Genomic DNA, 14,081 nt, shown 5'->3' with positions numbered 1-14,081 from the left:
TTAACCAATTTTGCTGTTTTAAAATTGCCCGCGGAAATCCCATGAAGTTTATTGTAAAGCTGTATCCAGAAATCATGATGAAGAGCAAGCCTGTACGCATGCGCTTCACCAAAATGCTCGAAACTAACATCCGTAATGTGCTTAAAAAAGTTGACGAAGATGCAAAAGTGCAGCGTCAATGGGACCGCATTATGGTGATGGTACCAAAGGATAAGCCTGAATTGGCCCAAGCTTTCGGTGAGCGTCTGGCGTGTATTCCTGGCATTGCACACGTAGTGCAAGTGGATGAGTACAGCTTTGAATCTGTTGATGATATTTATCAGCAAGTCTTGCCTGTTTACCGTGACCAACTCGCGGGTAAAACCTTCTGCGTGCGAGTAAAGCGTACTGGCGATCATGATTTTAATTCTATTGAAGTTGAGCGTTATGTCGGTGGTGGCTTAAACCAGTTTACCGATGCGCTGGGCGTGCGTTTAAAGAATCCGGACATTACCGTTAATTTAGAGATTGAGCGCGATAACCTTTATATGGTGACTAAGCGTATTGAAGGTCTAGGCGGTTTTCCGATGGCGACACAGGAAGATGTATTGTCCTTGATTTCGGGTGGTTTTGACTCAGGCGTCTCTAGCTATCAATTTATCAAAAAAGGCGCTCGTACCCACTACTGCTTCTTCAATCTGGGCGGCGCACAGCACGAAATTGGTGTTAAACAAGTGGCTTACCATTTGTGGAAAACCTACGGTGAATCCCACAAAGTGAAGTTTATCTCTGTGCCTTTTGAGCCTGTGGTTGCTGAGATTTTAGAGCGTATCGATAACGGTCAAATGGGCGTTGTGTTGAAACGCATGATGATGCGTACCGCGGCGCGTATCGCCGAGCGTATGGGCATTCAAGCCTTAGTTACCGGTGAAAGTTTAGGCCAAGTGTCTAGCCAGACCCTGACCAACTTAAACGTCATCGACCGTTGTACTGAGTTATTGATTCTACGTCCCTTAATCGCCATGGATAAGCAAGACATTATCAACGAGAGCCGTAAAATCGGCACCGAAGATTTTGCTAAATCAATGCCTGAATATTGCGGCGTAATTTCGCAAAAGCCAACGGTAAAAGCGGTATTAGCTAAGGTTGAAGCGGAAGAGAAAAAGTTCTCTGAGGATTTGATTGATCAGATCATCGCCCAATCTGTCACTATCGATATCAGGGAGATCGCAGAACAAATGGATACTCGGATTACTGAGACAGAAACGGTTGCCAGTATCGATACCAACCAAGTGGTCATTGATATTCGTGCCCCTGAAGAAGAGGAAAGCAAACCGCTGCAAATTGAAGGTATTGAGATAAAGCGCATCCCATTCTTCAAGTTAGCGACTCAGTTTGCCGATCTCGATAAGCAAAAGACTTATTTGCTCTATTGTGAGCGTGGGGTGATGAGTAAATTGCAGGCATTGTATTTAATCGAGCAAGGCTACACGAACGTGAAAGTGTATCGTCCATAAGTCGGGCGAAAACTTGCTCATTGCCGTATATCGTCAGTGGGATTGATTTGCTATTCAAGTACAAAAAAGCCGCATATTAATGCGGCTTTTTCTTTGCTCTTACTGAGCGCGACCTGAGTTTCAGTGTCGTTTAGGTTATTCGGCTTTAACGACTTGCTGATGAGATGCGACATCGTCTGTGGCAATCAGCAGAGTGGCTTCTTGTAGCACTTCTTGGTGCATTTTATTCATTGCAGCGGTTAAATCTGCAGTGATATTGGCTTGCAAGTCGCTTGTGTCAATGACGATTTCGTCAACGAGTACATTTGCACTGGCATTAAAGCTGAGTGCTGAGACTAATATTAACGCAAATGCCGATTTTAAATTGAACATAGTCGCCTCCGGGCTGACAAATTAACGCTGTCAGACATTCCCATCATCAACTTTGAGATTGTCTAACTTAGGTATTTCATAGCTATGGATGTTTCATCGCTATTGGTGTTTCGTTGATAAGCTGTTTCATTGGCGCAAAATTTAACCAAAAACGCTGGCCTTTACAAACGATTAAATGTAACAATACGGATTAGAAAAACTAATTAAAAAACGAGACTGAGATCACTATGTCGAGACGATTACCACCGCTTAATGCGGTTAAAGCTTTTGAGGCAGCCGCGCGGCATTTGAGCTTTACGCGGGCAGCGGAAGAATTGTTTGTTACACAGGCTGCGGTGAGCCATCAAATAAAGGCATTAGAAGATTTCCTCGGATTAAAATTATTTCGTCGAAAGAACCGTTCTTTGCTATTAACCGAAGAAGGGCAAAGCTATTTTCTCGACATCAAAGATATCTTTATTCAGCTTGCCGATGCTACCGACAGATTACTCGCCCGCAGTGCGATTGGTTCGCTGACGGTCAGTATGTCCCCCAGTTTTGCGATTCAATGGCTAGTGCCACGTTTGGCTAAATTCAGTGAGAAAAATCCCGATATCGATGTGCGAATAAAGGCCGTTGATACTGAAGCGAGTTCATTAACCGATGATGTGGATGTGGCTATTTATTATGGCTTAGGTAATTGGCCTGGGCTACGTGCAGATAAGCTCAGAAACGAAGTGCTTATTCCCGTGTGTTCGCCCATGTTGCTCAACGGTCCTAAACCACTTTCAAAACCGAGCGATTTAAAGTATCACACGCTATTACATGATATGAATCGTCACGATTGGCAGGCGTGGTTTAGGCAATGTGGCATTACCGATATTAATGTGAATCAAGGACCTATTTTCAGTCATTCGTCTTTGGTATTGCAGGCGGCGGCCCACGGTCAAGGGGTTGCTCTGGGTTACAGCGTGCTGGCTCGCCCCGATATCAAAGCTGGGCGACTTGTGTGCCCATTCCAAGAAGTCTTGGTCAGTAAAGATGCTTACTACTTAGTTTGCCAGCAAAACCATGCTGAGCTGGGTAAAGTGGTGGCGTTTCGTGAATGGATGTTAGACATGTTTGCCGAGGAGTCTCGCAGTGAGTTGTTGCCCGGATAAGCCGAGTTATGTATTAGAAGGGGAGCCTGCGAGTACTTTGATTTTATTGGCCCACGGTGCGGGTGCTAACATGGATTCTGATTTTATGCAGGCCATGTCGGCGGGATTCGTTGCTCAGGGCTTCCGAGTGATGCGCTTTAATTTTCCTTATATGCAGGCGAATGCTGTAGATGGTAAACGGCGTCCACCGGACCGTGCGCCTAAATTGCTCGCGTGTTTTACACAGATGCTCGATATCGCCCACTCACAACCACAAGTTGAACGTGTGGTGTTAATGGGGAAATCCATGGGCGGTCGTATGGCGGCCCTATTAGCCTGCGATCCTACATTAGCGGCGCACATCGATAGGGTGATTTGTTTAGGTTATCCTTTTGTGCCACTCAAAGGCGGCGAGCCTAGATTGGAACCTTTGAATGAATGCCAAGTCCCAGTATTAGTCGTACAGGGTGAGCGGGATAAGTTTGGTGGCAAAGCGCAGATCCCAAGCTGGCCCTTGAAAGCTGAGATAGGATTGGTTTGGATAACCGACGGCGATCATAGTTTTGTCCCAAGAAAGTCGTCAGGCACCAGTGAAGCCGCTAACCTTGCACGTGCTATTGATTTATCAAGTGATTTTATTCGTGAGCTTGATGTTGAGCGAATAAATGTTGAATGAGTTAATCCCATTCCAGCAGGAGCGTTAAATGCGTAAAGGTTTATTGTTACTCGCCGCCGTGAGCGGATTCTTAGCCGTCGCCTTAGGGGCTTTTGGTGCCCATGGTTTAAAAGCGGTCGCGCCACCAAACTTAATTGAAGTCTTTAACTTAGGTGTGCAATATCATTTCTACCATACCTTTGCCCTCATCATGGTTGCCTTCTCGGGCCAATGGTTAACCTCGCGTTTACTGGACTGGTCGGCATATCTCTTTGTCGCAGGCATAGTACTATTTTCGGGCTCACTATATGGACTGGCCTTGTTTGGGACTAAGTGGTTAGGTCCTATTACGCCTATGGGCGGTGGTTGTTTCTTATTGGGGTGGTTATTATTTGCCGCCGCGGTATGGCGTCACAAAGTAATCGACGGTCATGAGTCTTAATCGCTGATGCTTATGTGAGTTAACAGGCTTAGGGTGCACCTAAGCCTTTTTTATTTCTCTAATCGCAATTCAAGGTTCTGCAGTAGGCAAATAGGGCATTTGTGGATTGAAATTGGTATACTGGCGCCCAAATCGATAGTCAGCCAATGCTTTGGCTTGGATTTCTCAGGGATCCCCATGAAAAACCTATTTTTATTTTGCCGCGCAGGCTTTGAAAAAGAATGCGCTGCAGAAATCCAACAGCGAGCCGGTGAGCTCAATGTGGGTGGCTTTGTTAAGGCCAACAATAACGACGCTTATGTTGTATACCAATGTTTTGAAGACGACGCTGCTGATACGTTAGTCAAACAATTACCTTTAGATTCGCTCATTTTCGCCCGCCAGATGTTTGCTGCTAGCGACTTGTTAGTTGACTTGCCTGAAAATGACAGAATAAGCCCAATCGTTGCGGCGCTCAGTGACGTCAGCAAAGCGGGTGAAGTGCGGGTTGAAACACCTGACACTAACGAAGCGAAAGAGCTCTCGGCTTTTTGCCGTAAGTTCACTGTGCCTTTACGCCAGCATTTGAAAAAATCCGGCAGTTTGCTCGCGCAGGAAAATCCCAAACGTCCGATTATCCACGTGTGTTTTATTGGCCCCGGCCGTGCCTATGTGGGTTATTCCTACAGTAATAACAGTTCGCCACATTTTATGGGCATTCCACGCCTTAAAATGGCGGCGGATGCACCGAGTCGTTCAAGTCTGAAACTCGACGAAGCCTTTGGCCAATTCGTGCCTAAGGAAGAGCAAGAAGAGCGTATTCGCAGTGGCATGAACTCAGTGGATTTGGGCGCTTGCCCAGGTGGCTGGACTTATCAACTGGTGCGTCGCGGCATGTTTGTATCGGCAGTTGATAATGGCCCTATGGATGAAAAACTGATGGAAACGGGCCAAGTGAAACATTACCGTGAAGACGGTTTCCGTTTCGAACCACAACGTAAAAATATCTATTGGCTGGTGTGTGACATGGTTGAGAAACCTGCGCGCGTTGCTGAACTGATTGAAGCTTGGGCTATTAACGGTTGGTTTAAGGAAGCGATTTTTAACCTTAAATTACCGATGAAGAGCCGCTATAAAGAAGTGACAGCCATTCTTGAGACCATGCAGACGATTCTTAAAGAGAATGGTGTGACCGATTTTAAAGTACAGTGTAAGCATCTTTATCACGACCGTGATGAAGTGACAGTGCATTTATGGCTACGTCCTAATACCGCGTGGAATTAACTCCAGTGCTAACCCTGCGGTGATCTTGTTGTCGCTAGAATGGTAATAGTCACGCGGGTTTAAAGCCACGCAGGTTTAAAAGCTAGATAACAAAAAGCCCCAAAGGAAACTTTGGGGCTTTTTCGTGTTTATTCATTTGAGTTTCAAGCGCTTGCTTCTTTTAAGCAAAGCGCGTTATAGGCTCGTCTTAAACGCGCTTAGCATTGAGATCACAGACGCTCAAGCACAGCTTGCGTGAAGTCAGTCGTGCCGTGAGTGCCGCCTAAATCGCGAGTCGTACGGTCGCCTTCTTCGATCACTGCAGATACCGCTTTACGGATTTGCTCAGCTTTGTCAGCCATACCTAAGTATTCCAACATTTGGATAGACGCTAAAATCACTGAGGTTGGGTTTGCGAGGTTTTTGCCAGCGATATCAGGCGCACTACCGTGAACGGCTTCGAAAATCGCGGCATCACGGCCAATGTTTGCGCCTGGCGCCATACCTAAACCACCCACTAAACCGGCACACAGGTCCGATAAAATGTCACCGAACAGGTTGGTCGTCACGATCACATCGAAGTTTTCTGGGTTCATCACTAACTTCATGCACGTTGCATCGACGATCATTTCTTCTGTCTTGATGTCTGGGTAACGTAGGCTCACTTCACGGGCCACTTTCAGGAACAGGCCTGACGTTGACTTCATGATGTTGGCTTTGTGTACAATAGTGACTTTCTTACGGTTTTCTTTGCGAGCTAGTTCGTAGGCGAAAGTGGCGATTTGCTCGGCACCTTGGCGAGTGACGATACTGGTTGCTTCGGCTGTTAAACCATCTTCAGACACTTTTTGACCATGGCCAGAATACATGCCTTCGGTGTTTTCACGTACTGTGATGATATCGATATTTTCGTAACGGGCTTGGGTACCTTTGAAAGACAGTACTGGGCGTACGTTAGCATACAGACCGAATTTCTTACGCAAGGTTACGTTGATAGAAGTAAAGCCTTCACCAACGGGAGTCGTCAGCGGCCCTTTCAGCGTGATACGGTTTTTTTCAATGAGTTCTAAAGTGCGTGCTGGCAGTAACTCGCCTTGCTTTTCAAGTGCAGTCAGGCCGGCATCGGCAAATTCATATTCAAAATCACAGCCCGCTTTATCAAGAATTTTTAAGGCTGAATCAATAATACTTGGGCCAATTCCATCACCTGGAATTACGGTTATCGTTCTTTTTGACATGGAGAAGTCCTTCCACGGTTCGTCGTTACTGCAATTGTCTGCCCCAGTGCTAACTGGATAGCAGGACTATGAATTTGGTATTTTTCTGCCTATTATTTTAACCATCTTTGGTCAAACTTCACAGGAAATAGTGAGCAATATCACGATTTTTTATGTGGTATAACTTGTAAAAATACTGGGTTCTCACCATGATGGAGAGCCAATGGTTAAAAAAGTCTACTTTAGTCTAACAAATATATAAAAGAGGAAGACATTGAAGTTAATCCCTATCACATCTCTGGTTTTGTTATCCCTTGGAATATTGCCAGCAGTGCAGGCTGAAACCAGCACTAAACCGCTCACCCTAACAGACATTATGCATTTTGAATCCCTTGAAAAGCCGGTTATTGCAGACAAGGGGCAAGTCATCGCGGTCGAGTCTGCGCCCGATCGCGGGGATAGTCACGTCATTGTGAAAAATGTCCTGTCGCAGCAAAGCTATCAAATCTCGGGGGGGTCAGCTCCCTTGGTGAACCATGATGGTCGTTATGTGGCTGTGGTGGTTAAACCGAGTTTGCTTACGCGTGAGACGAGTGATGTCAAGGCGAAGAAAAAACTTAAGTCCGACATGGTGTTGCTCGATACTCAAACTGGCACGCAAACTCGCTTCGAGCGTGTGAAGGAATTTGTGTTCAGTGATGACGGTAAGCATCTGGCGATTTGGTTTGAGGCTGATGAAGAGTCCAAAAAAGAGGCTGAGCCTAAAACGACCGAAAAACTCGCTGAAGCAGGCACACAAAGCCCTGCGAATATTGATAAGCCAAAGGTCGATAAGTTTGACCAAGGTCGACGTTTTACGTTGCTCAGTTTAGAAGACCAAACAAAGCGAATTGATGTCGAGCAGGTTACTGACTATGTTTTTGATAAGGCAAGCCGTAGACTCGCGCTGGCAGTGAACGATATCACCAATAAGCAACATCAATTGCAGTTAGTCGATTTAAACACTCACAAAAAAACCGTTGCCTTTGATTCGCTTAGCCAACAGATTGGTGCGTTAGCGCTGGCTAAAAATGGTCGTTGGCTTGCATTTACGCAGGGCAAAGACAGCGAGTTACCTTATGGCCGCAGCTATCAGTTATCGCTGGTCGATTTGCAGTCTGGCAAAATCAGTACCCCCCCTGAGTCACCCGAGTGGAAACTTAATCGCTACACAAGTTTAAGCTTCTCATTGGATAGCGAACGGCTGTTCTTTGGCCGCGTACCTGAGGTGAGTCAGCTGCTCAGTTTGCAGAAGATCACCGAAGAAAAAGACCTGTTCGATACAAATATTGTCACCGGACAGCGTGGGCTTAAGGTGTGGCATGGGGATGATCCTCGTATTAAGCCTAATGAAATCAAGCAATATGAGGATGAGCAAAAACGCACTTACCTTGCGGTATTGCATTTAGGCTCAAATAACGTGGTGCAGCTTGGCGATAAAACTGTTCCAGATGTGACGATTTCACAACATAAACGTTTTATGTTGGCCAGTTCAGATTTGCCCTATCGTAAGATGGCAACTTGGGCAGGGTTCTACCAAGATTATTATCTGGTCGATATTAATACTGGCAGTAAAGTGCCATTTTTGACACAACAGCCGAGTGATGCCGAGCCTACGCTGTCGGGAAATGGCAAGTATGTGGCTTATTATCAGCAAGGTAATGTGTATCTCTATGATATTGCTCAGGATCGTCGTACTAATCTCACAAAATCCCTAAAGGTCAGTTTTGCCGATGAAGACCACGATTATCCATCCAGCGCTCCAGGATATGGTTTTGGTCCTTGGCTTAAAAATGATGCGGGTTTCTTGGTTTACGACAAATACGATGTTTGGCAGTTTAATACCGAATCTAAGGCGGGTTTTGCCTTAACCGCAGGTAAAGGGCGCACTCAGAAAATTCAATATCGGCTTGAGGGCTTAGTCGATAATCCCGATGAGCCGACTGAGCTTGCCTATAACGCCACGGTTTTACTCCACGGTTATAGTGATAAAACCAAGGCCGATGGTTTTTATCAAGCCACCTTGGGCGAAGCGGGCGTGAAAACGCTGATGCAAGGTGAGTATAAGTTGACCGTGTTAGGCCGCAGTAAAGACGCCGATACTATCGTGTTTTCTAAGGAGCGTTTTGACGTATTCCCTGACTTGTATACGGCTAACTATAGCGCGCCGCAAAATGCAGTTAAGCAAACCGATTTAGATAAGCAGCGTCAAGCCTTTAACTGGAGCCAATCCGAGTTAGTTCACTGGACAAATGGCGATGGTAAACCGTTAGATGGCGTGCTGATCAAGCCGACGAATTATCAAGCGGGTAAGCGCTATCCTGTACTGGTTTATTACTATCGCTTTATGACGGATAGACTGCACGCCTTCCCGCAGATGAACATTAACCACAGACCTAACTTTGCTTGGTACATCAATAATGGCTATGCGGTGTTCCTACCGGACATTCGCTTTGAAATTGGTTACCCAGGGGCGAGTTCAGTACAAGCGCTCACGTCTGGCGTGCAAAAGCTGATTGAGATAGGCATTGCCGATCCCGATGCTATTGGTTTGCAAGGTCATTCTTGGAGTGGCTATCAAACGGCGTTTGCCATTACTCAAACTAGGATGTTTAAGGCGGCGGTTGCAGGTGCTCCAGTATCGAACATGACCAGTGCCTATAGCGGTATTCGCCACGGTACAGGTATTGCGCGTCAGTTCCAATATGAAACCGGACAGAGTCGTATTGGCGCAAGTTTGTTTGCCGCGCCGCAAAAGTACATTGAAAACTCGCCAGTATTTTATGCTGACCGTATTCAAACGCCTTTGATGATCATGTTTGGTGATAAGGACGATGCAGTGCCTTGGGAACAAGGTGTTGAAATGTACTTAGCCATGCGCCGTGCGGGTAAAGAGGTGGTGTTCTTGCAATACGAGGATGAGCCGCATCACTTGAAAAAGTACCCGAACAAGCTCGATTACAGCATTCGCATGATGCAATATTTCGACCATTATCTGAAGGGAAAACCCGCGCCAGAATGGCTCAGCAAAGGTGAAGCCTATGTCGAGTATAAGGCCGATGATGAATAGGCAATTGGTTTAGTTGTTTTACAACTGAGTCAATTCGTTGATTGTCAAAATAAAATCGCCACCGATTCGGTGGCGTTTTTATTTAACTGTCAGTCGTATTTATTTACTGGTTAATGTCTCTTGGGCAGAGCTGAGGGCTGTGTCAGTATCTGCATCGAGATATTGCTTATAGGTATCTTGGCCCCAAGCAATCAATTGATCATTTTCAAAAATAAGTGGGGTACATTCCTCTTTCGTGGTTACACCGTCTGATTTTTCATGGTGAGTGCGATAAAAGAGCACCTGTAGCTTGGTTTCTTTTACGGCTTTGGCCTCTGAAAAGTCAGCTTTACCTAGTAACTGTTTTACTGAAACGATATTTTGCCCTAGCGCTAACTCGTTCATTTTTTGGCTGTTATAGGATTGTCTGTCCTCCCAACTCATGTCATCTGGCGTAGGTTCATAAACGAGTACCACCACAGCGACAAAGGCGACGTAGGCGGCGAAAATGCTACCGATGATTACCGAAACTTTTGATTTCATTTACAGTTATTCCTTTACCTCATTAAATGAGTCACGTTATTACGTCCATAAAATACGCTTTTGTTGTTCTAAGGTAAATGCGTTAATTGCAACTTTATATTAACAGATGTTTAGGCTGGATTGATTGGGTTTTCAGGCAGGCAGTTATTATCAGGCAAGGAGTTCATCACGCGAAAATTTTTTAAATTAATATTGAGTGGTAGGTCTGTTTGTAACTGCGCGAGCTTATAGCTGAGTCTTGCCATCTCCTTACCTTCGGCAAGTTTTTTGGCTTGTTTAGCGCCTAAGTTAGATAGCGATGAAAACAAGGTTGGTAAGCTTCTAAAGGTTTTCAATAATTCGGCAGCCGACTTAGGGCCTATGCCCGCAATACCAGGAATTTTATTACCGCTATCGCCAGCTAATGCCATCAAGTCGAGAAATTGGCTGCGTTCGACACCGAGTTTTTGTTCCAATGCAGCGATATCTAAGTACTGCTGATTAAAGTGATCCCACTGGCTGATTTGGCGATGATTGAGCTGACTAAAACCTTTATCGGTGGACACAATTATGGCTTCACCCTGCGCTTTGGCGGTTTTTATCGCTAGAGTGGCAATCACATCATCGGCTTCAGCCGCCGCATAAATGGAGCCAATGTTCATCATGGTTAAGTGATCTTGCAGCGCAGCAAGGCCTTTTGCCAGCGGCTCTGGCATAGGTTTACGGCCTTTTTTGTAATCGGGGTAAAGCTGTTTACGCCATGAGATTTCATCACCGTCCCACACGATAGCCACATGGGTAGGGCGATGCACCCGCAGCAGTTTAGTACACGCCAAACTGACGCGCTCTGTGAGGCTTTGCATATCGGATTCATCGGGGATCGCCGCATAGATGCGGCGAACCAAGTTGAGACCATCTATGATTAAAAACTTGTTCATGGGGTGTTGTTGCTTCGCTCTCTATTTCACTATTTGATAGCAAGGAATATAGGCGCTTCCTGGAAGCTTCATTCTTTGTTGTTGTACAAATGCACTCAAGAGTTTATCCATCATATCCATGAGCTTGGGATCGCCTTTTAATTGGAAGGGTCCATCACGCTCTATGTGCTTGATTGTTTCCGACTTGACGTTACCCGCCACTATACCCGAAAACGCTTTACGCAGGTTGGCGGCTAATTCGGCTTTGTTGGTTTGGAAGTGTAGATCTAAGTTTGCCATCACTTCGTGGCTTGGGATAAAAGGTAACTGAAACTCAGACTCTATCTTCAGTGCCCACTGATATTGGTAAGCATCACCTGTTGAGCGGCGATAGGCTTTTACTTGCTCCATTCCTTGCTTCATGATGCGTGCCACTTCAGTGGGATTATCTATGATAATTTGGTACTTTTTCTGAGCTTCTGGTCCTAAGGTTGAGGCAATAAACTCATCAATCTTAATGAAGTAATCTGCGCTCTCCGTTGGGCCTGTGAGTATCAGCGGGAAAGGCGTTTGTTGGTTTTCTTCGTTAAGTAAAATACCCAATATATAGAGCAATTCTTCAGCTGTGCCAGCACCGCCAGGGAAGATAATAATACCATGGCCTAAGCGCACGAAAGCTTCGAGGCGCTTTTCAATATCGGGTAAGATCACCAGTTCATTGACAATTTGATTCGGTGGCTCGGCGGCAATAATACTTGGTTCAGTTAAACCAATATATCGTGCATTTTTAATCCGTTGTTTGGCATGACCTATCGCCGCACCTTTCATCGGACCTTCCATCGCGCCAGGACCACAGCCAGTGCAAATATCTAATTCTCTCAGGCCAAGTTGATAACCTACCTCACGTGTGTACTGGTATTCGATGGCATTAATACTGTGTCCGCCCCAACAGACGACCACATTAGGGTCTTTCATCGGTGCTATCGCCCTCGCATTACGCAGAATATCAAACACCACATTGGTGATATGGTGGGCATTGGTCAGATTAATGTGTTTTAGTGAGTCATATCTATCACTGATATAAAGGATATCGCGTAAGACAGAGAACAGATGTTCCTGAATTCCCGTGATAATTTGACCATCGACAAAGGCTTGTTCGGGGGGATTGATCAGTTCTAATTTTACACCGCGCTCCCGTTGTAGAACGTTGATGTCGAAATCATGGTATTGCTCGAATAGGGCTTTAGAGTTGTCGGTTTTTAAACCCGCGGCAAGCACTGCTAAGGAGCAGTTGCGGTACAGTTGGTATAGGGCACTTTTGGCACTATTTTTGAGTCGATCAACTTCAAGTTGCGAAAGCTGATCCATGCTGCCTTTTGGGCTGACTTTTACTATCATTTACCACTCCTTCGTCATGACAGGAGTGATTAGAGGAGGCGTATAGTGGGGCTTAATTATACGTCAATCACAACCCTGTCTCTGCTTTCGTGTTTCGCTTTGTAGAGTGCTGCATCGGCGCGTTCAAAGGTCTCATGTATGAGTTCACTTCCCATAACTTGCGCAGCCCCTATAGATACTGTAACTGTAATTCTCTGATTTTTAAATTTAAATGGAATATTTTTTACTTTCTCGCGCACTCTGTTTAAAAGTTGAGCGATATCAGCAGGTGCCACATCAGGTAATAGCAGTACAAATTCTTCACCACCATAGCGGGCTACAAATTCTGTATCTCGCAGTGAGTTTTTCAATGCCATTGCTATAACTTGCAAGGTTTTATCACCTGTACTGTGGCCAAAACTGTCGTTGATGGTTTTGAAGTGATCGATATCGGCAACGGCAACCCACAGCGGGGACTTATGCCGTTGATAGTTACGGTATTCTAGCTCCATGCGCTCTTCTAATGCAGCACGGTTAGGCAATTGAGTTAAGCTGTCGAGTAAGTTGAGTTTTTGTTGTTCAAACAAACGCTCTTTGTAGGTGTTAGCCTCACTACTTAACTCATTAAGCTCTTTGCGCATTGTCTCCATCGACTTGCGCAGCAGAGCTTGCTCTCTTTGCTCTAGGGCTTCTTTACGGGCTAATGCCGAGCGGATAGAGTTAAGTTGCTCTGTTAGTTGAGCTTTAAGGTCAACGACGTCTTCCACATCGATAATGATTTCACCTGCATTATCGACGCGGGTGTTAATCTCACGATTCAGCTGGGTTTTTAATTGGAAGCTACGTTGATTGTGATTGTAAGACTCGCTCACCACCTCACGTACCGCGGCTAAGGCATCATTGAGTGCAAACAAAAACTCTTGGGATGCCGATTTCTCGCGGGCGATGTTATCAAGCAATAACGCTAAAATGGTTTGGTAGGCTTCGAGCAAGCTATCAACTTCAATCTCAGAAGAGAGTACTTCTTTGATCACTAATACTTGGTCACGTTGATCTTTACGGAACTCGATTTCCGAAATCATCTGTGCCAGCTCATGGGCTAGCTGCCTGTGCTTTGGTAAGACATCAAGCTTTTCAGATTCGCTAAATTGTAGCTGTAATATGGTTTCGTAGAAGCCAATGATTTGCTTAACTTTGGGTATATATTCCCATACAGTATGAAAAGGTTTCGCCAGATCTTGCTTGAAGTAATTGACTTCTTTTTTGAGTTTTTCAGGTGCTGAGTTAACGCGTTGGATCTGACGGATCACCTGTGACAAACCAGTACGACTCTCTTCGAGTTGTACCATCACATGGTGATATTGGCCTTTTAGCAGGCGCTCGACATCAACTAATTCTGGCAATGCCTCATCGACTCGCTCAAACGTATTTAAGTTATGGCGAAGTTTGGCGAGTTTATTATCCAGCTCAAGATTTTGCCCTTTACAGGCGAGGCTTAAGTGACCAATAAATTGGAGTAATGTCTGTAACTTTGCATTTCTATCTTCATTAACTTCATCAAGGGCAAGTTTGGCCGAATGGAGTTTCTGTTGCAGCAAGGCAAGTTGTGAAACTGTAGCGCTTGAATCCTTCATC

12 protein-coding genes are annotated in these 14,081 nt (G+C 45.4%); 6 read left to right on the top strand and 6 right to left on the bottom strand.

Going from position 1 to position 14,081, the window contains the following annotated elements:
• The first annotated feature begins 41 nt into the window (after positions 1-41).
• On the top strand, positions 42-1,496 hold the full coding sequence (thiI, locus tag ACHA99_RS04185; protein WP_028760687.1) for a tRNA uracil 4-sulfurtransferase ThiI: 1,455 nt from the start codon (positions 42-44) through the stop codon (positions 1,494-1,496).
• Between the two features lie 135 nt (positions 1,497-1,631).
• On the opposite strand, the gene ACHA99_RS04180 is transcribed toward thiI, so the two are convergent.
• On the bottom strand, positions 1,632-1,868 hold the full coding sequence (locus tag ACHA99_RS04180; RefSeq protein ID WP_028760686.1) for a hypothetical protein: 237 nt from the start codon (positions 1,866-1,868) through the stop codon (positions 1,632-1,634).
• A gap of 227 nt (positions 1,869-2,095) precedes the next feature.
• Between ACHA99_RS04180 and ACHA99_RS04175 the strand changes: the two genes are divergently transcribed.
• The 4 genes from ACHA99_RS04175 (at position 2,096) to rlmM (ending at position 5,346) form a co-directional block, all read left to right on the top strand.
• Positions 2,096-3,007: a transcriptional regulator GcvA gene (locus tag ACHA99_RS04175; protein WP_105249769.1), complete on the top strand. Its 912-nt coding sequence runs from the start codon at positions 2,096-2,098 to the stop codon at positions 3,005-3,007.
• Positions 2,988-3,662, top strand: coding sequence for an alpha/beta family hydrolase (locus tag ACHA99_RS04170; protein ID WP_393941211.1), 675 nt, complete (start codon positions 2,988-2,990; stop codon positions 3,660-3,662). Before ACHA99_RS04175 ends, ACHA99_RS04170 begins: the two co-directional genes overlap by 20 nt.
• A gap of 28 nt (positions 3,663-3,690) precedes the next feature.
• Positions 3,691-4,083: a DUF423 domain-containing protein gene (locus ACHA99_RS04165; RefSeq protein WP_011918954.1), complete on the top strand. Its 393-nt coding sequence runs from the start codon at positions 3,691-3,693 to the stop codon at positions 4,081-4,083.
• A gap of 177 nt (positions 4,084-4,260) precedes the next feature.
• Complete coding sequence (gene rlmM / locus ACHA99_RS04160) at positions 4,261-5,346, top strand: 23S rRNA (cytidine(2498)-2'-O)-methyltransferase RlmM (protein WP_011846285.1); 1,086 nt, start codon at positions 4,261-4,263, stop codon at positions 5,344-5,346.
• A gap of 209 nt (positions 5,347-5,555) precedes the next feature.
• On the opposite strand, the gene ACHA99_RS04155 is transcribed toward rlmM, so the two are convergent.
• Positions 5,556-6,563, bottom strand: coding sequence for an isocitrate dehydrogenase (locus tag ACHA99_RS04155; RefSeq protein WP_113941031.1), 1,008 nt, complete (start codon positions 6,561-6,563; stop codon positions 5,556-5,558).
• A 253-nt stretch (positions 6,564-6,816) separates the two neighbouring features.
• Between ACHA99_RS04155 and ACHA99_RS04150 the strand changes: the two genes are divergently transcribed.
• On the top strand, positions 6,817-9,651 hold the full coding sequence (locus ACHA99_RS04150; protein ID WP_393941209.1) for a prolyl oligopeptidase family serine peptidase: 2,835 nt from the start codon (positions 6,817-6,819) through the stop codon (positions 9,649-9,651).
• Positions 9,652-9,750: 99 nt separating this feature from the next.
• Here ACHA99_RS04150 and ACHA99_RS04145 read toward each other — a convergent pair whose 3' ends face one another.
• The 4 genes from ACHA99_RS04145 to ACHA99_RS04130 all read right to left on the bottom strand — a co-directional run bounded on the left by ACHA99_RS04145 (position 9,751) and on the right by ACHA99_RS04130 (position 14,080).
• A complete protein-coding gene (locus ACHA99_RS04145; protein WP_028760680.1) occupies positions 9,751-10,173 on the bottom strand; it encodes a DUF3192 domain-containing protein in 423 nt (140 codons plus the stop codon).
• Positions 10,174-10,283: 110 nt separating this feature from the next.
• Positions 10,284-11,090: a flap endonuclease Xni gene (gene xni, locus ACHA99_RS04140; protein WP_263140341.1), complete on the bottom strand. Its 807-nt coding sequence runs from the start codon at positions 11,088-11,090 to the stop codon at positions 10,284-10,286.
• A 21-nt stretch (positions 11,091-11,111) separates the two neighbouring features.
• Positions 11,112-12,467 (bottom strand): nucleotide 5'-monophosphate nucleosidase PpnN, encoded by a 1,356-nt coding sequence (gene ppnN, locus ACHA99_RS04135; protein WP_028760679.1) that lies wholly within the window; start codon positions 12,465-12,467, stop codon positions 11,112-11,114.
• A gap of 56 nt (positions 12,468-12,523) precedes the next feature.
• Positions 12,524-14,080 carry a GGDEF domain-containing protein gene (locus ACHA99_RS04130; RefSeq protein WP_105249767.1) on the bottom strand — a complete coding sequence of 519 codons (1,557 nt, stop codon included), beginning with the start codon at positions 14,078-14,080 and terminating at the stop codon, positions 12,524-12,526.
• Position 14,081: the final 1 nt, after the last annotated feature.

The sequence above is a fragment of the Shewanella sp. S23-S33 genome, from assembly GCF_043359565.1.
GTDB lineage: Bacteria > Pseudomonadota > Gammaproteobacteria > Enterobacterales > Shewanellaceae > Shewanella > Shewanella oncorhynchi.
This window is presented reverse-complemented; position numbering and strand designations above follow the sequence as displayed.

Coding starts and splice junctions, on each gene's coding strand:
- ppnN (WP_028760679.1), bottom strand. CDS start 12,467: ATGATAGTAAAAGTCAGCCCAAAAGGCAGCATGGATCAGCTTTCGCAA.
- ACHA99_RS04180 (WP_028760686.1), bottom strand. CDS start 1,868: ATGTTCAATTTAAAATCGGCATTTGCGTTAATATTAGTCTCAGCACTC.
- xni (WP_263140341.1), bottom strand. CDS start 11,090: ATGAACAAGTTTTTAATCATAGATGGTCTCAACTTGGTTCGCCGCATC.
- ACHA99_RS04145 (WP_028760680.1), bottom strand. CDS start 10,173: ATGAAATCAAAAGTTTCGGTAATCATCGGTAGCATTTTCGCCGCCTAC.
- ACHA99_RS04175 (WP_105249769.1), top strand. CDS start 2,096: ATGTCGAGACGATTACCACCGCTTAATGCGGTTAAAGCTTTTGAGGCA.
- rlmM (WP_011846285.1), top strand. CDS start 4,261: ATGAAAAACCTATTTTTATTTTGCCGCGCAGGCTTTGAAAAAGAATGC.
- ACHA99_RS04155 (WP_113941031.1), bottom strand. CDS start 6,563: ATGTCAAAAAGAACGATAACCGTAATTCCAGGTGATGGAATTGGCCCA.
- ACHA99_RS04165 (WP_011918954.1), top strand. CDS start 3,691: ATGCGTAAAGGTTTATTGTTACTCGCCGCCGTGAGCGGATTCTTAGCC.
- ACHA99_RS04130 (WP_105249767.1), bottom strand. CDS start 14,080: ATGAAGGATTCAAGCGCTACAGTTTCACAACTTGCCTTGCTGCAACAG.
- thiI (WP_028760687.1), top strand. CDS start 42: ATGAAGTTTATTGTAAAGCTGTATCCAGAAATCATGATGAAGAGCAAG.